This is a genomic window from Streptomyces sp. NPDC102467 (assembly GCF_044765445.1).
Classification (GTDB): Bacteria; Actinomycetota; Actinomycetes; order Streptomycetales; family Streptomycetaceae; genus Streptomyces.
In genome coordinates this window covers 273,013-289,734 of record NZ_JBIWKA010000012.1, presented here as the reverse complement: position 1 = coordinate 289,734, position 16,722 = coordinate 273,013, and the positions used below count along the sequence as shown (strand labels likewise).

Genomic DNA, 16,722 nt, shown 5'->3' with positions numbered 1-16,722 from the left:
TCGGTCAGCGCGGGGCGGCGGCCGGTTCGGACCGGACGTAGTGGTCGAGGACGTGCCGGCGGTGCTGGCGGGCCTGTTTGGGCATGTTCCAGCCGAGGACGGCGACGGGCCGGCCCTCGTCGTCGAGGTACTGCGCGACGAACCGGCCCTGCTCCGTGCCGCCTTCGGCGATCTGCACGGTGGCGGTCGGCGTGGGCAGCCCGTAGACCTGGATCTTGACGCCGAGTTGGTCGGTCCAGAAGTAGGGCACGGGGGTGTAGGGGCGGTCCTCGCCCAGGATGTTCGCCGCGACCAGCATGGCCTGCTCGGTGGCGTTCGTTCGGTTCTCCAGGCGCAGTGACCGGCCGAGGCCCGCGTGGTGGAAGCGCGCCACGTCTCCTGCGGCGTAGATACCGTCGGCCGCGCGGCAGTGGGAGTCGCACACCACGCCGTCCGCCAGGTCGAGCCCGCTGTCGGCCAGCCAGTCGGTGGCGGGGGTGCCGCCGACCGCCGAGACGACGAGATCGGCGGGGAGGGTTTCGCCGTCTGCCGCTCGGACACCACGCACCCGCCCGCCGGTCGTCTCCACGCCTTCCACCATGGTGTCCGGGCGCAGTCGCACCCCGTGCTCGGTGTGCAGCGTGGCGAGCCTTCGGCCGATGTCGTGGCCCAACTGGGTCTGCATCAGCGCCGGTTGAGGTCCGGCGAGGGTCACGTCGGTGCCCATCAGGCGGGCCGTGGCGGCGATCTCGGCTCCGAGCACTCCGTCGCCGACGACCACGACGCGCTCTGCCTCCAGCAGTTCCCTGCGCAGTTGGGCAGCGTCGTCGAGGGTGCGCAGTACGTGCACGCCCGCTGTACCCGACAGTCCGGGCAGTTTGCGCGCGTGCAGTCCGGTGGCCAGGACGACGGCTTCCGCGGTCAGTTCCGTTCCGCTCGCGGTGCGTACGGTGCGCGTGGCGACGTCGAGGGCCACCGCGCGGTCACCGAGGACGAACTCGGCGTCCAGGGCGTCCAGCACCTCGCGGGTGCGCAGGTGTGTGCGCTCGGCCTCCCATGTCCCGGCCAGCACCTGCTTGGACAGGGGCGGGCGGTCGTACGGCGCTCCGGCCTCCGCGCCGAGCAGCGTGATCCGCTCGCGGTAGCCCTTGCGGCGCAGGCTCTCCACAACGGCGAGGCCCGCGGCGCTGGCCCCTACGACGAGCACGTCCGAGGGCGTGTTCACGCGTTCTCGTGAAGGTCGATGGCGGCGGCCGGGCAGACGGCGGCGGACTCGCGGACCGCCTCGTGCCGGTCGGCTGCGGGCGCGGCGTCGAGCAGGACGACGATGCCGTCCTCGTCACGCTGGTCGAAAACCTCAGGTGCGATCAGCACGCACTGGCCGGCGCCGCAGCACTTGTCCTCGTCCACAGTGATCTTCATGCGGTCTCCTCATGGTTCGGTTCGTGCTGGTCTGTTGAGCGGGGGGTGGTGGGTGCGGCGAGCAGGCCCACCAAGGCGTCCTCCAGCGCGTCCGCGGTGCGTTCCCAGGACGTGCCGGGCTCGGCCGTGGCTTCGGCCAGCGCCCGTTCCCGCTCCGCGCAGGTGTGGGTGATCAGCTGCCGGGCCATCTCGGCGCGCGCGGGCCGGATCTCGGGGGGCACCGTGTCGTGCAGGCACCGGCCGAGTCCCTGAAGGGTGCGGCGCAGGCTGTCGCGCGTGAGGGACTCGTCCGCCACCAGCGTGCGCAGCAGCGGGTCCGTCATCACCTGTACGGCGAAGCGGGCATACCAGGAAGGGACGCCGAGAGCCGCATTGTGTTCGGTCACCGGGCGCAGCAGGCAGCGCACCCAGTCCCGCAGATCGGTGCTGTCGCCGGCGGCTTCCACGTAGCGCGTGCGGATGATGTCGACGTGCTCGCTGTGCCGGGTCATGATGCTTCGTACGAGCGTCGCCTTGCTGCCGAAGTGATAGCTGACGGCGGTGGTGTTGCCCTGGCCGGCTGCCTCGCCGATCTGCCGGTTGGAGACGTTCGACAGCCCGTGCTCGGCGTAGAGGCGCTCGGCCGCGGTCATGATGGCCTCGCGTGTGTCGGCGCCGCGACCACTGCGAGGCTCGGTTCTGGTCACCATGTGACCGGCACTTCGCGCAGGGGGCTGGTGAGCATGCCTTCTTGGCGTTGCAGGGCGTCGGCGTCCACGGCGAGCCTGAGCTGCGGAAGACGGCGCAGCAACACCCCGAGCACGGCCTGCAGTTCGGTACGGGCCAGGGGCTGGCCCAGGCATGAGTGCGGTCCGGCGCCGAACGCGAGGTGCGGGTTGGGGCTGCGCCCCAGGTCCATCACGTCGGGGGCCTCCCAGGCCTGTTCGTCCCGGTTGGCCGCCGCCATGCTGCACACCACCGTCGTGCCGCTCGGGACGGTGCCGCCGGAGAGCTCGATGTCCTCGTGGGCGTAGCGCAGCATCCCGAAACCGCTGCCGTTCGGGTCGAAGCGCAGCACCTCCTCCACCGCGGAGCGGATCAGGGATGGGTCCTCGACCAGGCGCTCCCAGCGGCCGCGGTCGGAGAGCAGGTGCGCCGTCATCATCGCGATGAATCCGGCGGTGGTCTCGTGGCCTGCCAGCAGCAGGGCCTGGCCGGTGGCGATCAGGCCTGCCTCGGACATCGGCTCGCCCTCGGCGTCCTCCGCGTTCATGAGGCGGCTGAGCAGATCGTCCCCTGGCGCTTCGTGCTTGTCGGCGACGAGGTCCGCCATGTAGGCGGCGAAGGCACGGTGTGCCGCGTCGGTCTCCTCCCGGCTGTACTTCGTCATGTTGAGGAAGGTGTCGGACCACTCCTTGAAGCGTTCCCGGTCGCTCTCGGGCACCCCGAGCATCGTGCAGATGACGTACACCGGCAGCGGGAAGGCGAGGTGGCTGATCACGTCCGCGGGGCCGCCGTGCTCCATCATGGCGTCGACGAGCTGATCGGCCATCTCCTCCATCCGCGGTTTCAGCGCGGCCATCCGCTTCGCGGTGAACCACTTGCCCACCATCCGGCGCCAGCGCTCGTGTCCCTCGTCGTTCAGGGCCTTTGCCGTCGGGCTGCTGAAGATGCCCTCGGCGTCACCGGCCGTGATGCGTGCGGCGTCGGGCCTGGCCAGGCCCTCGCGGGTGAGCCGCGGGTCGGCCAGGACGGTGCGTACGTCCTCGTAGCGGGTCAGCAGCACCGCCGCGTCGCCGCTCGGGAACGTCACGCCCGCGACCGGGCACGTGCTCCGGAGTTCGGCCCATTCCGCGGGCGGCTCCAGGGCCGTCGGAGAGACGACCGGGTACTCCAGCGGCTGCTTCCGGACTTCGTTCATGTCGGCCTCCTTGTGTTCGGCTGCCTTTCCGATCACTAGACGCCGCCCCTTCCGTTTAAGTCAACCAACTGACTTAAACGGAAGGGAGACCTGACTGAAAACACACGGGACCGCTCCTCGCTGGAGGGACGGTTCAGGCGCCGAGGGTCGCGCCGCCGTCGACGGTCAGGGTGTGCAGGGTGATGTGGGTGGCCTGGTCGGAAAGGAGGGCCCTGTCGGCCCCAGGTAGAGCCAGTTGCCGCGGCCGGGCACGCCGTGGGTGTCCAGGCAGGCCGACAGCCGGCGTGCCGATCGCCGCCAGAAGCCCAGCTCGACGATCCGCTTGGGGGCGCCCGTGGTGCCGCCGCTCTCGAAGACCAGTGGCGGTCCTTCCGCGGCAAGCCCGGCCGGGACGAGGTCCTCGACCGGGACGGTCCGCCAGTCGGCGCTCACGTCCGGAAAGCGTGTCAGGTCCGCGGCGATGCGGATGTCGTGCAGCGGGTCGAAGGGCAGGGTGGCGGCGCAGCCAGTACGGGGAACCGGTGCCGGGCTCGAAGTGCCAGGCGACGGCGGCCCGCACCATCTCGTCCGCCGGGGGCAGCGCGTCGGGCGGCGCGGTGAGGGTGTCTCGCGCGGCGCGCGTGGCGGCTCGGGTTCGGGACACGTGGGCGCCTGCCCTTCTCGGTGGGAGACGTGGCGGGAGTGCCGTCGCGCCTCGCCGTCACAGTCCGACGTCGGTCTCCAGAGCACGGAGCATGGTGCGGAACTTCGCGGACGTCTCGGCGAGTTCGGCGGCCGGTCGTGAGCCGGGGACGATACCGGCGCCGGCGAACAGCCGTACCGCGTGGTGCTGGACCTCGGCGCAGCGGATGGCGAGCGCCCATTCACCGTCGCCGTCGGCGTCGCACCATCCGACGGCTCCGGCGTAGTAACCGCGGAGATCTCCCTCGACCTCCGTGATCACCTTCCGCGCGACCCCGGCGGGCTTTCCGCAGACCGCCGGGGTCGGATGCAGTGAGTGCCATGGCCAGGGTGAGCGAGGACGTGGCGGGGTCGTCGAGTTGCCCGGTCACCTGGGTCGACAGGTGCCACATCGTGGCGGTGCGGGCCGGCGACGGGCTCGTGGGGACGGTGAGTGTGCCGCAGTAGGGCCGCAGCGCGGCTTCGACGGCCTCGACGACCACGGCGTGTTCGTACCGCTCCTTGACCGATGCGCTCGACCTTCCCGGCGCCGGCCCGTACCCCCGCACGCTGGTGGGCTCCAGCCCCGAACTGCTGGTGTCCCGCAGAGGCCGCACCGTGGTCGCCAACCCACTGGCCGGGTCGGCGGCGCGCGCCGCCGACGAAGGCCAGGACCGTGAGCGCGCCCGCGAACTGCTCGCGAAGACGTAGGCATGCGGGTCGGCGGTCAGCAGGTTGCGCAGCACGCCGCACCTCGACCGGCGCTTCGGCGGTCAGCAGGGCCGCTCGTGCGAGTACCACCTTGTCGAGGCCGCCCGCCGCCATCCGGGACAGCACTCTGCGTACGGCGCGCAGGTACTCCTCCGGCGGGGGCTCGGCGACCACTTTGAAGTGCCGGACCGCCGGTGGAGGTGTGGCGCGGGTCAACGGTGTGGCCGGGCACCAGGTCGCCGTGGCCGGCAGGTGGAGGGGGCAGGGTGTGTCGGGCCGGAACGGTAGCGCGCCGACCACCAGCGACTGCCCGGCCCCGGTGTTCTCCCGCACCGCGGTCGCCACCCGTCCGGCGATGCCGGCCGCGTCCCGGGTCCCTTCCTCGGCGTCGACGCGCACACGTGTCCCGGTGGCCGACAGGGTGTGCCGCCCGGTGGAGAAGAAGAAGGCCCCGTCCCCGGCCTCGTACCGCTCCAGTTGGGCAGCCGTGTCCGGCGCGGCCTTCGTTCGCGTGTGGTGTCGGGCAGCCATGCCGCCTCCATGGTCCTCACGCGGGCGGGCCCGTGGGAGGACCACGGGCCCGTCTTCTGTCAGATGGGGCCCAGCAGCATGTTCCCCGGCGCTGTGGGGTCGTCGTTGAAGTAGAAGTCGCGCACGGACTTCAGGATCTCCTCGCGGGTGAGGTAGCCGTCGCCGTCCTCGTCCAGCCGGCTGAACGCCTCCTGGCTGTCCTTCTCCGGGACGTTCATCAGGGCCCGGTACCAGCGCACGTGCTCCTGCTGATCCACCTTCCCGTCCTTGTCGGAGTCGACCACGTTGATGAGGGCCTGGATGAACGGCCGGTACATCTTGTCGAAGGCCTCGGGACTGGTGATGACCTTCGTGCGGAAGGCGTTCTTGTACTCGTCCTCGGTGATCCGTCCGTCGTGGTCGGTGTCGGCGATCTCGGCCAACACCTCCCACAGCCGGGTGAGTTGCTCGTTCAGCTGGCGCTGCTGGGGAGAGTTGGGCTTGTGCCCGAACTCCTTGCCCATGCGCTGAGCGGCAAGGTCGAAGTCCGCCTTCTCGATGACGCCGTTCTGGTCCGTGTCGTACGTACGGAAGCGGCGGCTGAGCTTTTTGTCGAGGAAATTGGGGCCTGGCACGATTGGTTCCCCCTCAAGGCTTGTGGGGCTCTTTTCGCCGAGAACGTAGCAACGGCCGCGCTACGGAGGCACGGCGATTTCGGGACGGAATCACCACACCGCGGACACCACGGGGCAACTCGGCCAGCTCCTGGCGCCCGCCTCCTCGCGTGCCAACTTGACGCCCCGCCCGCTCCCGGGACATCACGGCGCCCGAGAATGGCCCGGCACGCGCGATCACCTCGTTCCGCACTATTGACCGGTCAATTGACGAATGGTTGGATCAAATCAATGGACGCGCCCAAGTACCAGCAGATCCGGGCCGAGATCGAGGCCCGGATCACCTCGGGCGAACTGCAGCCCGGCTCCCGGGTCCCGACGGAGGCCGAGCTGCGCGAGGAGTACGGGGTCAGTCGCGCCACCGCGCAGCGCACCCTGCACGAACTCGCCCAGGCAGGCCTGGTGGTCCGCTACCGGCGACGGGGAACCTTCGTCGCCGAGGGCGCCCGCCAGGAGAATCTGCTGCGCTTCACCGACGTGCGGCAGACGGGACCCGAAGTGCCGGGCCCCCACACCGTCCACTCCGCCCGGGTCGTTCCGGCGGGCGATGCCGATGTCGTCCTGCCGGGACTTCCCGACACCGAACCCGTCAACGAGCTGCGGCGCGTCAAATACAACGAGCAGGGCGAACCGCTCGCCGTGGAACTCACCGCCGTGCCCTTCACCCTCGCCCCGCACCTGCTGGGTGAGGACCTCGAACACCTCACTGTCCTGCACTACTTCCACCGCACCGGCGTCCCGGTCAGCACCTCGCGGATGTATATCGAGCCGCTGCTCCTGGACGAGGCGACCGCCGCCCTGCTGGAAACCCCGCCGGGTGTGGCCGTCCTGCGGCTGCGGCGGCTGACGCGGCTGGCCGACGGCGGCCTCGCGGAGGCCATGTGGCACATCATGCGCCCGGGCCTCACCGAGTTCTTCGTCGAGCAGTCCGTCCTGGAGGTGCCGGGCAACCGCTGAACACCGCCTTCACATCGGAAGGAATCCCATGCCCGCTCCCCCACTGCGCGTTGCCGTCGTCGGCACCGGTGTCATCGGCGCCATGACCGCCTGGCACCTCGCCGCGCGCGGCGCCGAGGTGCTCGCCTTCGACGCGTACGGACCCGGCCACGACCGTGGCGCATCGGCCGGTGGGTCACGGATCTTCCGCACCGCCTACAAGGAAGGTGCCTCCTACGTCCCCCTGCTGCGCCGCTCCTACGAGCTGCGGCGCCGCCTGGAGACCGAGTCCGACCGCAGCCTCCTCACACTCTGCGGAGGCCTCACCCTCGGACCGCCCGACCACCCGGACCTGCGCGCCGTCCGGCGCAGCGCCGCCGAACACGGCCTGGACATCGAGGTGTTGGACGCCGCCGAGGCCGGCCGCCGGTTCCCTCAGCACCGCCTTGACGACGACGAGATCGCCGTCCTCGACCGACAGGCCGGCGTGCTGCGCCCCGAACCCGCCGTGCAGGCCGCACTCGCCCGCGCGCAGACGCTGGGCGCTCAGCTCCTGCCGTACCACCAGGTGACCGGCCTCGACGAACGCCCCGGCGGCGGCTGGCGCATCCGTACACCGCGGGCGACGTACGACGCCGACCACGTGGTCCTCAGCCCCGGCCCCTGGACCGGTTCCTTCGAGCGGCTCGCGGGTCTGCCGCTGCGGGGCCGGCGCATCACGGCCGCCTGGTTCGCCGCCCGGGACGTCGCGGCGCACCGGCCGGACAGGCTGCCGATCGCCATCCGGCGCCACCGGGACGCGGGCTTCTCCTGTTTCCCCGTACTGGACGGCGCGGCCGTCAAGATCGTGCCGCACCATCTGACCTGGCCCGACACGGAAGATCCGGAGAATCTCCCGCGCGGCGCGGATGCCGAGTTCGCGCAGGCCGCCTCTGCCGCCGTTGCCCGGCTGCTGCCCGGTCTCGTCCCGCACCCGGTGCGGATCGGTGTCTACGCCGAGGCGTTCAGCGCCGACGACCACGCCCTGCTGGGCCCCCTGCCCGGGGCCCGCGACGCCACACTCCTGGCCGGCTTCTCCGGGCACGGCTTCAAACTCGCCCCCGTTTTCGGGGAGATCGCCGCCTCGCTGGTCACGGTGGGGAAGTCCGCCTACGACACCGCCTTCCTCGACCCGGCGCGCTTCACCGCCTGACACCCCACACCACACCACACCACGCACCCGCTCCCACACCCCCACAGCACGGCACCCGCATGCCTCCCGGCCCCTCCCGCCCCCCGAGGAGCGTGACCCTTGCCGCACCACTCCACCGCGCAGATCGCCGCCATCGTCGTCGCGGCCCTGCTCATCATCGCCGCCGGAGCCTGTCTGTCGGTGTACTTCGGCCGCCGGGCCAAGAACTCCGCCGACTGGCTCTCCGCCCCCGAGTCCCTCCCCCTCGTAGTCGTCGTCATCACCCAGTTCGCGACCGCCGCGGGCGGCGGGGTGCTGATCGCCCACGTCGGCATCGCGTACACCTCCGGCTGGTCGGTCTTCGCCTACGAACTCTGCGTCGTGCTCGGCTTCTTCGGTCTCGCCCTGACGGCGCGCTGGCTGCGCGACCAGGGCTTCAGCACCGTTCCTGACGTCGTCACGCGACTGTTCGGACACAGCCGTACGGTCGTCGCGCTCGCCGGAGTGAGCGCCCTGGTCGTACCGTTCGGCTGGCTGGCCACCCAATTCGTCGCCTTTTCGCAGCTGTTCGGCCAGCTGACGGGAGTGTCACCGAGCCTGCTGATCCTCTTCATAGCCGCCGGTTCCCTGCTGTTCGTCCTGCCCGGCGGACTGACCTCGGTGGCCTGGACGGACTTCGTCTTCGGCATCTTCAAGATCGTGATGTCGCTGGTGGTCGCCGCCTGAGCCGTCCACCTCGCGGGCGGCTGGAGCGGCATCACCTCCCACGTGCCCGAACGGCTGTGGCAGCCCAGCGGCCTGTTCGCCGCCGGGAGCGACCAGATCTGGCTCTGGGTGGCCGCGATCCTGCCCGGCACTCTCACCAACCAGCTCTACTACCAGCGCATCTTCGCCACGAAGAACGTCTCCGACGCCCGGCGCGGCATCATCCTCAGCGGGCTGACCATCCTCGTCGGCGGCGTGTACGCGGCGGCCATCGGGCTCTCCGTCCGCGCCCAGCATCCCGGTCTCGCCAACCCCGAGGAAGCGGCCGGCTGGCTGATCACCCGACTGCCGCCGCTGCTGCTCGTCACCTATGGGGCGTTCCTGGTGGCCACCATCGTCTCGACGTCCGGCAGCGCCCTGCAGTCCGTCGTCACCAGCCTGGTGCGCGACCTCTACGGCAGCGTCGCCGGACGGCAACGCACCGACCGGCGCATGGTGGCGCTCTCCCGCATGTGCACCGTCGCCGTCACCGCGATCGCCGCCGTCCTCGCCATCTCCTTCCCGACGGCGCTCACTTGGCTGGTCGCCACCTACGCCTACTCGGCCTCGGCGCTCGCCGCCCCGCTCTTCCTCGGCTACGCGCTGCGCCGCCGGTTCCGGCTGACGCCCGCCGCCGCCCTCGCCTCGATGGCCGCGGGCCTCGCGGGCTGCGGCGCGGCCCAACTCCTCGACACCCTGGTGCCGTACGCGGTGTACGGCATCGTCGCCTCCGCCGTCGTCCTCCTCGGGTGCGCCTTCGCGTCCGGCCGCCCGGCCGCCGCCCTGCCCTCCCCTACGTCCCCCGTCCCCGCCCCTGAAGGAGGCATCTCGGCATGACAGCACCCGCTGCCCCCGCACAGCCCCGCATCGCCGTCATCGGCGGCGGTGTGCTCGGTGCCGCCACGGCCCGCGCGCTCGCCGTACGCGGCGCGTCGGTCACCCTTTACGAACGCACCGCGCTCGCCGCCGGGACCACCGGCACCTCCTTCGCCTGGGTCAACTCCCATGCCAAGAAGCCGCTTTCGTACCACGACCTGAACGCCGCCGGTCTCGCCGAACACCACGCCCTGGGGAAGGCGGGCGCTTCAGCGCCGGACTGGTTCTTCCCTTCCGGCAACCTCGAATGGGCCGCCGACGAAGCGGGCGAGGGGCGGCTCGCCGCGGCGTTCGCCGAATTGGAGGACCGCCGCTACCCCTGCTGCTGGCTGGAGCCCGACCGGGCACGCGCACTCGTACCGGACCTGCGCATCCCCCAACAGGTGCGGCGCATCGCGTACTTCCCCGAGGAGGGCTACGTCCTGCCGCTCCCACTGCTCGCCCGCCTGTGGGGCGAGGCCCGCGACCACGGCGCCGAGCTGCGCTGCCCGGCCGAGGTGACGGGTATCGAGGAGCGCGCCTGCGACGTTCGTCTGGAACTCGCGGACGGAACCCGGGAGAGCGCCGACCTGGTCGTCACCGCCACCGGACGGTGGAGCGCCCGCACCGCTGCCATGGCCGGCGTCTCCCTGCCCATGGCGGACACGACCGAGCCCGGCTCCGCCGCGGTCGGGCTCCTCGGCTACACCACCCCGACCGCGACCCGGCTCGACGCGGTCCTCACCACGCCCCGCCTCAACGTCCGCCCGGACGGCGGCGGACGTCTCGTCGTGCAGGGCCTCGATCTGGACGTGGACGCCGACCCCGCCGCCCCGCCGCCGGTGGACGGCCGGCACGCCGCTCAGCTCCTCGACCGGCTCGCCGCCCTGCTGCACGGCACCCAGGGAGCCGGACTCGAGTCGCTCCGGGTGGGCCGGCGCGCGCTCCCCGCCGACGGCCTCACGGTCGCGGGCCGACTGCGCCCGGACGGCCGCGTCTACGCGCTGGCCACGCACAGCGGCATCACTCTGGGGCCGCTGCTGGGACGGCTGGCGGCCCAGGAACTGCTGACCGGCGAACGCGACCCTCTGCTGGGCGAATTCGGCCCGGGCCGCCTCACGGGCGCCGCCCCGGACTCCTTCGGAAAGCTGGAGCGTCCGCGCTTCGCGGGTCAGCAGTGACGTAGACACCTGGGCTCGCCCGCTACAAGGACCGTGCTCAGTTCAGCTGGAACTTCTGGGCGTCGGCGCCGTTGCAGTCCCAGATCTGGAGCCGGGTTCCGTTGGCCGTGGCTCCGCTCGGCGAGTCCAGGCACCGGCCCGACTGCGGGTTGAGCAGGGAGCCGTCCGACTGGGTCACCCACTTCTGGCCGCCGACCCCGTTGCAGTCCCAGAGCTCGACCTTGGCGCCGCCGGCCGTGCCGTTGTGTTCGATGTCCAGGCAGCGGCCCAGGGTGCGCAGCGTGCCGTCGGCGAGGTGGGCCCAGTGCTGGTCCTCGGCGTACTTCTGGCAGTCCCACAGCTGTACCGGCGCGAGGTTCACGCCGGTGTCGTCGGCTGCGACGTCGACGCACTTGCCGCCGGGGCCGGTGAACTTGCGCTGGTCGCCATTGGGTTCGTCCGTCTGGCCGGAGTAACCGACGGACGTGATGTTCGCCTGGACCGCGTTCTCCGCGGCATCGGTCGGGTAGCCGGACACCATCACGCCCTCGAAGAACGTTCCGCGGTTCCAGTTGCTGTTGTCACCGCCGGTGCCCAGGATGATGCCGCCTTCCTGCTGCATCGGCATGTACCCGCCCCGGTTGGGCAGCGCTCCGTCCCACCAGGTCGACAGGGCGCCCGACTGCGCGTTGCCGCCCTTGAGGGCGTACTTGGTCTGCCCGTTGTTCTTCAACACGGCCGTCAGGTAAGGGGTGTTGTTGCCGCGGTTGGCGGTGTTGGAGCCGTTGGCCCCCTGGAACATGCCGTTCTCCAGGTCGGCCTCCACCCATGGCCCCGATCCCGTGCAGGGGGCGAAGTAGCAGGTGGTGGCGATGGACACGGCGTCCATGTGACCGTTGCCCGTGTCGGCGGGGGTGCGCTCGGCGTTGCCGTAGTCGAAGCAGCAGGCGGACCCGACGTGCGTGCCGCTGGCGACCATGTAGGCGCCTTCGGCCTGACCGTTGACCGCTGTACCCGAGGCCTGGCCGTTAGAGCGGTAGCCGACGCCGGGCGAGACCCAGATGCCGTAGACCTTGTGCCCGCCGGCCGTCACCGAGATCTCGCTCGCGTCGGCGCCGCGGTCGGCTCCCATTCCGGCGGTGCCGGCGGGCCCCGGGTAGAGGTCGTTGTGGCGTGAGGTCTGGTCGTAGATCTTGCTCATCGAGCAGGTGGTGTTCTGGCAGAAGGTGTCCTGCGTGCCGGCGTTGGCGTAGCCGCCCACAGCCAGAAGCCCGATGTCCTTGGTCGCGCCGTCGGAGGCTCGCTTCACCTGGTAGAGCGGGCCGTTGTAGGTGGAGATGAGAGCTCGGGTGGTGCTGTGCGCGGCGACGCAGGGGGTGCCCGCGCCGGCGTAGATGTCGCACGGCAAGGACGCGGCGGCGTGGGAAAGGCCCGGCATGTTGAGGAGCGCGCCGAAGACCAGGGCGAGGGTGGCGATGACGGAGAGTGCGGCCCGGCGCGGGTCGGCGAGCAGGCCGAGCGCGGGGATGCCGGCTCTTCGGGCGGGATGGGGCGATCTGCGCATGATGTGCTCCCAGGGGGGTGAAGGTGGAGCCTCAACTCAGGGGCATAGCAAGCGAGTTGCTGTTGGTGCCAGAGCCGGAACGTAGACGCCCTGTTCGTTTACGTCAATGTTTGTTGCTTTACTGCGCCACTCCTTGAAGGAATATTTGGGGTTCCGGTGCCAGAGCTGCCGGAACTGCCAGAGCCGCCAGAATTCAGGGAGTCGGCAGTCCCCGCTCGGCCACGTGCGTACGCAGCAGAGCGGCGAAGGCCGACTGCGCCGCCGAGCGGTAGCCCCCGTCCCGGGTCAGCAGGGCCGCCGTGCGATGCGGCAGCGGCGGCTCCAGGGGCACCGGCGTCAGCTCCGGCCGGTCCAAGGTCACCGCGCTGGGCAGCACGGTGGCCAGCGGGCCGCCCCGTACGATCCCGATGAGCGCCAGGACCGAATCCGCCTCGACCGCGACCCGCGGCGCCACGCCCTGCTCCGCGAAGTACGCGTCGATCCTGGCCCGGGTCGCGAAGTCCCCGCCGAGCAGTGCCAGATCCCGTCCGGCCAACTCCGCGACCGGCAGCGGCAGTGACAGTGACAGTGACGATGGAGCGGGGCTGAACCCGGTCACCACGTCGAGCGTCTCGGTGAAGAGCGGCTCGGCGGCGACACCGGCCGCCCGGTCGCCGCTGAAGCCGATACCCGCGTCGAGCTCGTCGGCCAGCAGGGCTTCGCCGATACGGTCCTGCGGCGCCTCGCGCACCGAGAGCTCCAGGCCGGGGTGGCGGGCGTGCAGGGCGGCCAGAAGAGGACCGACGAGGTAGGCGGTGAAGGTCGGCGTGACGCCCAGGCGCAGCCGGCCGCGCGAGAGGTCCCGCACGTCCTGCACGGCGCGGTCCGCGGCAGCCAGCTCGCGCAGCGCGACCCGCGCGTGGGACACGTAGACCTCGCCCGCGTCGGTCGGCCGTACGGTCCGCCCGGTGCGGTCCAGCAGAGGCAGCCCCACGGTCCGCTCCACCTGCCGGATCTGCTGCGACAGGGTCGGCTGGGACACACGCAGGGCCTCCGCGGCGCGCGTGAAGCTGCCGTGCTCCACGACGGCGAGCAGATAACGCAGGTGCCGCAGTTCCACAGGAGGGGGCATACCAGCAGCGTAGGCCCCCTTATAGCTGCCATCTATAGGAGGCATGAGCAGCGCGTCTTGGACGCTATAGAGGCAGGTCGTCCACACTGAAAGTGCCGTCGGTTCGCACTATGCGCACCGCGCGTCCGTGAAGCCGCGTACCGACGTCCACCACCCGCCGACGACCCCACCGGAGGCATCGCATGGATCACGTGCAGCGCACCATCGATCTGGCCCGCAAGAACGTCCTGGCCGGCGGCCGCCCGTTCGCCACCGTCATCGTGAAGGACGGCGAGATCATCGCCGAACGCGCCAACCTGGTCGCCCAGACCCACGATCCGACGGCCCACGCGGAGATCCTGGCCGTCCGCGACGCGTGCGTCCGGCTCGGCACCGAGCACCTGACCGGGGCCACGATCTACGTGCTGGCCCAGCCGTGTCCGATGTGTCTGGGAGCCCTCTACTACTGCTCCCCCGACGAGGTCGTCTTCGTCGCGACCCGGGACGCCTACGAGCCGCATTACGTGGACGACCGCAAGTACTTCGAGCTGGACACGTTCTACGACGAGTTCGCCAAGCCCTGGCAGGAACGGCGCCTGCCGATGCGCCACGAGCCGCGGGAGGACGCCGTGGACGTCTACCGCCTGTGGCAGGACCACAACGGCGGCGACCGCCGGGTGCCGGGAGCACCGGTCGCCGACACCGGGCGGAGCGCGTAGAACGGGCCGGCCGGGGCCCCGCGTGTCGCGGACCCCCGGCCGGCCCGGCAGGTCCATGTGATCAGGCGCGAGCCGGTGCCTGCTCGGTCGGCGCGTCCTCCCCGGCGGGGGCGTCGCCGCCGCTCCGCAGCGCGGGGATGAGGGAGGCGACGGCGGCCGAGGCGAGGGCCACGCCGCAGCCGATCAGCAGGCCCGTACGGAAGCCGCCCTCGGAAGCGAGGGTGTAGCCGCCCATGCTGATGGTCATCTGCGCCAGGACGACGCCGATCACCGCCGACCCGATGGTGGTGCCCAGCGAGCGCATCAGGGTGTTGAAGCCGTTGGCCGCGGCCGTCTCGGAGACGGGGACCGCGCTCATGATGAGGGCGGGCATGGAGCCGTAGGCGAGAGCGACACCGCTGTTGATGACGATGCCGACGAGCATCAGACCCCAGGCGGTGCCCATGAACGGGATGGCGATTCCGTAGCCGACCGCCATCACCAGCGCGCCGCAGATCAGGGCGAACTTGGGGCCCCGCGAGTTGATGAGTTTGCCACCGAACGGGGAGATGATCATCATCATCACGCCGCCGGGCGCCAGGTACAGGCCGGCCGCCAGCATGGACTGGCCCAGGCCGTAACCGGTGGCCTCGGGGAACTGCAGCAGCTGCGGCGCGATCAGCATGAAGGCGTACATGCCGACACCGATGAGGATCGAAGCGGCGTTGGTGAACAGGACGCGGGGCCGGGCGGTGGTCCGCAGATCGACCAGGGGTTCACGGGTGCGCAGTTCATAGAAGCCCCACGCGGCGAGCGCGACGACCGCGAGCGCCAGCAGGCCCAGCGTGGCGCCGGAGCCCCAGCCCCAGTCGCCGCCCTTGGAGATCGCCAGCAGCAGGGAGACCAGTCCGATGGCGAGGCCGATGGCGCCCGGCGCGTCGAAACGCTGGCCCTTGGCGCCTGCGGGGACGTCCGGGACGACGAAGAAGATCAGGGCGCCGATCAGCAGGGCGAGACCGGCGGAGCCCCAGAACAGCACCCTCCAGTTCGCGTACTGGGCGACGGCCGCCGCCAGGGGCAGGCCGATGGCGCCGCCGATCCCCATGGAGGCGCTGACCAGGGCGATGGAGCCGCTCAGCTTCTCCGCGGGGACGACGTCGCGCAGCAGCGCGATGCCGAGGGGCACCATGCCCATGCCCATCCCCTGCAGACCGCGTCCCACGATCATCGGCACGACGGACGAGGCGAGCGCGCAGACGACCGAGCCGATCACCAGGGGCACGACGCAGGCCAGCAGCATGCGCCGCTTGCCTATCAGGTCGCCGAGACGCCCGGAGACCGGCACACACACGCCGGCGACGAGCAGGGTGACGGTGACCACCCATGCCGCGTTCGAGGAGCTGGTGTGCAGGATCTGCGGCATCTCCGCGATCAACGGGGTCACCAGCGTCTGCATGACCGCGGCGACGGTGCCCGCCATGGCGAGCGTGGCGACGACTGCGCCTGAGCGTGCGGTCGGCTGGGGGCCGTCCATGATGGAGCTCCTCTACGAAACTTCGGGACATCGGGGCGTTGGGGCGTTGGGGCGTTGGAACATCGGGGCATCGGCAAGGTGCGATGCACCGGGAACGCGATGTGCACAATACACACTCCATGGCCCCACCACATCCATTGCCGGGTGCATATAGTGGACGCAGCGAACTCGCGGAAGTCACACTTCGAAGGGGATGTCACGTGAGCAGGGCGGAGCAGGCCGCGGACCGGGTGGAGTTCGAGCAGATGCTGTTGAGCCGCTATATGCACCTGCACAAGAGCAAAGGGCGCCGGGAGGGCAGCATCCTCGACCGCAGCGCCTACATCCTGCTCAGCCGCATCCGTACGCAGGGTCCGATGTCGATCGGACAGCTCGGCGACGCCTTCGGTCTCGACGCCTCCACGCTCAACCGGCAGACCGCGTCCGCCATGCGCGCGGGCCTGGTCGAGCGCATCCCCGACCCCGCCGGCGGCATGGCCCGCAAGTTCCGTATCACCGAGGAGGGCGAGAACCGCCTCGACGAGGAACGCGCGTACATCGTCGCAAGCCTGGAGAACATCATGACCGACTGGCCGGAGGAGGACATCGCCGCGTTCGCCGACTACCTCCAGCGGTTCAACGCGGGCATCGAGCGCCTCTACGGAATGCCCTGGCCCCGTACGCAGCTGGCGGACCGGCCCTCCTGAGGCGCGATCAGGCTTCGAAGGGTTCCGGCGTGGTGACTTCCGGGGCCGGAAGAACCTCGGCCACCGTGTTCACCACGTAGAAGCAGTGACTGAGACCTGCGGCCCGCAGGATGCGGCGCGGCATGGCGTGCGGGCAGACCAGTACGAGCTGTCCGCTCCTCTCCTCCACTCTGCGTCGCGCGCGAACCAGCAGGCGCAGTCCCGAGCAGTCGAAGAACTCCGTCGGGGTCAGGTCGATCACCAGCGCGGGTGCGGGCATGGCCGTGACGTCGTCCAGGTACGGAAGGATCTCGGGGATCGCAGCCAGGTCGATCTCTCCGCGAAGCTCCATGACCGTCCAGTCCCGGACCTCCCGCACCCGCACGAGCTCCGTGCACGGGCCGTGCAGCTGTGCGTCGTTCATAGCGGCATCACCGGCACCTTCCTGA

At 70.9% G+C, this 16,722-nt stretch carries 17 protein-coding genes and 2 pseudogenes; 8 read left to right on the top strand and 11 right to left on the bottom strand.

Features of this window, described 5'->3' with window-relative positions:
* Nucleotides 1-4: 4 nt before the first annotated feature.
* From ACIREE_RS26270 to ACIREE_RS26245, 6 genes are all read right to left on the bottom strand, one after another.
* Nucleotides 5-1,204 (bottom strand): NAD(P)/FAD-dependent oxidoreductase, encoded by a 1,200-nt coding sequence (locus ACIREE_RS26270; RefSeq protein ID WP_404156836.1) that lies wholly within the window; start codon nucleotides 1,202-1,204, stop codon nucleotides 5-7.
* Nucleotides 1,201-1,401: a ferredoxin gene (locus ACIREE_RS26265; RefSeq protein ID WP_404156833.1), complete on the bottom strand. Its 201-nt coding sequence runs from the start codon at nucleotides 1,399-1,401 to the stop codon at nucleotides 1,201-1,203. Before ACIREE_RS26265 ends, ACIREE_RS26270 begins: the two co-directional genes overlap by 4 nt.
* Nucleotides 1,398-2,090: a TetR/AcrR family transcriptional regulator gene (locus ACIREE_RS26260; RefSeq protein ID WP_404156830.1), complete on the bottom strand. Its 693-nt coding sequence runs from the start codon at nucleotides 2,088-2,090 to the stop codon at nucleotides 1,398-1,400. The genes ACIREE_RS26265 and ACIREE_RS26260 overlap by 4 nt, the downstream gene beginning before the upstream one ends.
* The gene (locus tag ACIREE_RS26255; protein ID WP_404156827.1) at nucleotides 2,084-3,301 is read right to left on the bottom strand and encodes a cytochrome P450; all 1,218 of its coding nucleotides are present in this window, start codon (nucleotides 3,299-3,301) and stop codon (nucleotides 2,084-2,086) included. Before ACIREE_RS26255 ends, ACIREE_RS26260 begins: the two co-directional genes overlap by 7 nt.
* Nucleotides 3,302-3,466: 165 nt before the next feature.
* Nucleotides 3,467-3,733 (bottom strand): hypothetical protein, encoded by a 267-nt coding sequence (locus ACIREE_RS26250; protein WP_404156824.1) that lies wholly within the window; start codon nucleotides 3,731-3,733, stop codon nucleotides 3,467-3,469.
* Nucleotides 3,734-4,001: 268 nt separating this feature from the next.
* Nucleotides 4,002-4,295, bottom strand: coding sequence for a chorismate-binding protein (locus tag ACIREE_RS26245; RefSeq protein ID WP_404156953.1), 294 nt, complete (start codon nucleotides 4,293-4,295; stop codon nucleotides 4,002-4,004).
* Nucleotides 4,296-4,303: 8 nt separating this feature from the next.
* Between ACIREE_RS26245 and ACIREE_RS26240 the strand changes: the two genes are divergently transcribed.
* Together ACIREE_RS26240 and ACIREE_RS26235 are read left to right on the top strand one after the other, a co-directional pair.
* Nucleotides 4,304-4,429 carry a hypothetical protein gene (locus tag ACIREE_RS26240; protein WP_404156821.1) on the top strand — a complete coding sequence of 42 codons (126 nt, stop codon included), beginning with the start codon at nucleotides 4,304-4,306 and terminating at the stop codon, nucleotides 4,427-4,429.
* Nucleotides 4,430-4,525: 96 nt separating this feature from the next.
* Nucleotides 4,526-4,660: pseudogene (locus tag ACIREE_RS26235) on the top strand (chorismate-binding protein); the annotation flags it as partial.
* Nucleotides 4,661-5,262: 602 nt separating this feature from the next.
* Here the strand turns inward: ACIREE_RS26235 and ACIREE_RS26230 are convergent.
* On the bottom strand, nucleotides 5,263-5,817 hold the full coding sequence (locus ACIREE_RS26230) for an EF-hand domain-containing protein (protein ID WP_404156818.1): 555 nt from the start codon (nucleotides 5,815-5,817) through the stop codon (nucleotides 5,263-5,265).
* 270 nt (nucleotides 5,818-6,087) lie between these two features.
* Here ACIREE_RS26230 and ACIREE_RS26225 point away from each other — a divergent pair, with 270 nt between their 5' ends.
* The 4 genes and pseudogenes from ACIREE_RS26225 to ACIREE_RS26210 all read left to right on the top strand — a co-directional run bounded on the left by ACIREE_RS26225 (nucleotide 6,088) and on the right by ACIREE_RS26210 (nucleotide 10,743).
* Nucleotides 6,088-6,813, top strand: a complete 726-nt coding sequence (locus ACIREE_RS26225) for a GntR family transcriptional regulator (RefSeq protein ID WP_404156815.1) — start codon at nucleotides 6,088-6,090, stop codon at nucleotides 6,811-6,813.
* A gap of 28 nt (nucleotides 6,814-6,841) precedes the next feature.
* A complete protein-coding gene (gene solA / locus ACIREE_RS26220; RefSeq protein WP_404156812.1) occupies nucleotides 6,842-7,984 on the top strand; it encodes an N-methyl-L-tryptophan oxidase in 1,143 nt (380 codons plus the stop codon).
* A 180-nt stretch (nucleotides 7,985-8,164) separates the two neighbouring features.
* A pseudogene (locus tag ACIREE_RS26215) lies at nucleotides 8,165-9,544 on the top strand (sodium:solute symporter family protein).
* Nucleotides 9,541-10,743 carry an NAD(P)/FAD-dependent oxidoreductase gene (locus ACIREE_RS26210; protein ID WP_404156809.1) on the top strand — a complete coding sequence of 401 codons (1,203 nt, stop codon included), beginning with the start codon at nucleotides 9,541-9,543 and terminating at the stop codon, nucleotides 10,741-10,743. Before ACIREE_RS26215 ends, ACIREE_RS26210 begins: the two are co-directional and overlap by 4 nt.
* 37 nt (nucleotides 10,744-10,780) lie before the next feature.
* Here ACIREE_RS26210 and ACIREE_RS26205 read toward each other — a convergent pair whose 3' ends face one another.
* Nucleotides 10,781-12,286 carry an arabinofuranosidase catalytic domain-containing protein gene (locus tag ACIREE_RS26205; RefSeq protein WP_404156807.1) on the bottom strand — a complete coding sequence of 502 codons (1,506 nt, stop codon included), beginning with the start codon at nucleotides 12,284-12,286 and terminating at the stop codon, nucleotides 10,781-10,783.
* Nucleotides 12,287-12,479: 193 nt separating this feature from the next.
* Nucleotides 12,480-13,397, bottom strand: coding sequence for a transcriptional regulator CynR (gene cynR, locus ACIREE_RS26200; RefSeq protein WP_404156804.1), 918 nt, complete (start codon nucleotides 13,395-13,397; stop codon nucleotides 12,480-12,482).
* 182 nt (nucleotides 13,398-13,579) lie between these two features.
* Here cynR and ACIREE_RS26195 point away from each other — a divergent pair, with 182 nt between their 5' ends.
* Nucleotides 13,580-14,095: a nucleoside deaminase gene (locus tag ACIREE_RS26195; protein WP_404156801.1), complete on the top strand. Its 516-nt coding sequence runs from the start codon at nucleotides 13,580-13,582 to the stop codon at nucleotides 14,093-14,095.
* A gap of 61 nt (nucleotides 14,096-14,156) precedes the next feature.
* Here the strand turns inward: ACIREE_RS26195 and ACIREE_RS26190 are convergent, their stop codons facing one another.
* Nucleotides 14,157-15,608 (bottom strand): MFS transporter, encoded by a 1,452-nt coding sequence (locus ACIREE_RS26190; protein ID WP_404156798.1) that lies wholly within the window; start codon nucleotides 15,606-15,608, stop codon nucleotides 14,157-14,159.
* Between the two features lie 245 nt (nucleotides 15,609-15,853).
* Here ACIREE_RS26190 and ACIREE_RS26185 point away from each other — a divergent pair, with 245 nt between their 5' ends.
* Nucleotides 15,854-16,294, top strand: coding sequence for a MarR family winged helix-turn-helix transcriptional regulator (locus ACIREE_RS26185; protein WP_404156950.1), 441 nt, complete (start codon nucleotides 15,854-15,856; stop codon nucleotides 16,292-16,294).
* 7 nt (nucleotides 16,295-16,301) lie between these two features.
* Here ACIREE_RS26185 and ACIREE_RS26180 read toward each other — a convergent pair whose 3' ends face one another.
* Nucleotides 16,302-16,697: an anti-sigma factor antagonist gene (locus ACIREE_RS26180; RefSeq protein WP_404156796.1), complete on the bottom strand. Its 396-nt coding sequence runs from the start codon at nucleotides 16,695-16,697 to the stop codon at nucleotides 16,302-16,304.
* Nucleotides 16,698-16,722 lie beyond the last annotated feature (25 nt).

Bases quoted from the DNA above. Each gene is read 5' to 3' on its own strand.
- ACIREE_RS26265 (WP_404156833.1), bottom strand. From the start codon at position 1,401: ATGAAGATCACTGTGGACGAGGACAAGTGCTGCGGCGCCGGCCAGTGC.
- ACIREE_RS26260 (WP_404156830.1), bottom strand. From the start codon at position 2,090: ATGGTGACCAGAACCGAGCCTCGCAGTGGTCGCGGCGCCGACACACGC.
- ACIREE_RS26255 (WP_404156827.1), bottom strand. From the start codon at position 3,301: ATGAACGAAGTCCGGAAGCAGCCGCTGGAGTACCCGGTCGTCTCTCCG.
- ACIREE_RS26240 (WP_404156821.1), top strand. From the start codon at position 4,304: ATGGCCAGGGTGAGCGAGGACGTGGCGGGGTCGTCGAGTTGCCCGGTC.
- ACIREE_RS26225 (WP_404156815.1), top strand. From the start codon at position 6,088: ATGGACGCGCCCAAGTACCAGCAGATCCGGGCCGAGATCGAGGCCCGG.
- solA (WP_404156812.1), top strand. From the start codon at position 6,842: ATGCCCGCTCCCCCACTGCGCGTTGCCGTCGTCGGCACCGGTGTCATC.
- ACIREE_RS26210 (WP_404156809.1), top strand. From the start codon at position 9,541: ATGACAGCACCCGCTGCCCCCGCACAGCCCCGCATCGCCGTCATCGGC.
- ACIREE_RS26205 (WP_404156807.1), bottom strand. From the start codon at position 12,286: ATGCGCAGATCGCCCCATCCCGCCCGAAGAGCCGGCATCCCCGCGCTC.
- cynR (WP_404156804.1), bottom strand. From the start codon at position 13,397: ATGCCCCCTCCTGTGGAACTGCGGCACCTGCGTTATCTGCTCGCCGTC.
- ACIREE_RS26195 (WP_404156801.1), top strand. From the start codon at position 13,580: ATGGATCACGTGCAGCGCACCATCGATCTGGCCCGCAAGAACGTCCTG.
- ACIREE_RS26190 (WP_404156798.1), bottom strand. From the start codon at position 15,608: ATGGACGGCCCCCAGCCGACCGCACGCTCAGGCGCAGTCGTCGCCACG.
- ACIREE_RS26185 (WP_404156950.1), top strand. From the start codon at position 15,854: ATGCTGTTGAGCCGCTATATGCACCTGCACAAGAGCAAAGGGCGCCGG.
- ACIREE_RS26180 (WP_404156796.1), bottom strand. From the start codon at position 16,697: ATGAACGACGCACAGCTGCACGGCCCGTGCACGGAGCTCGTGCGGGTG.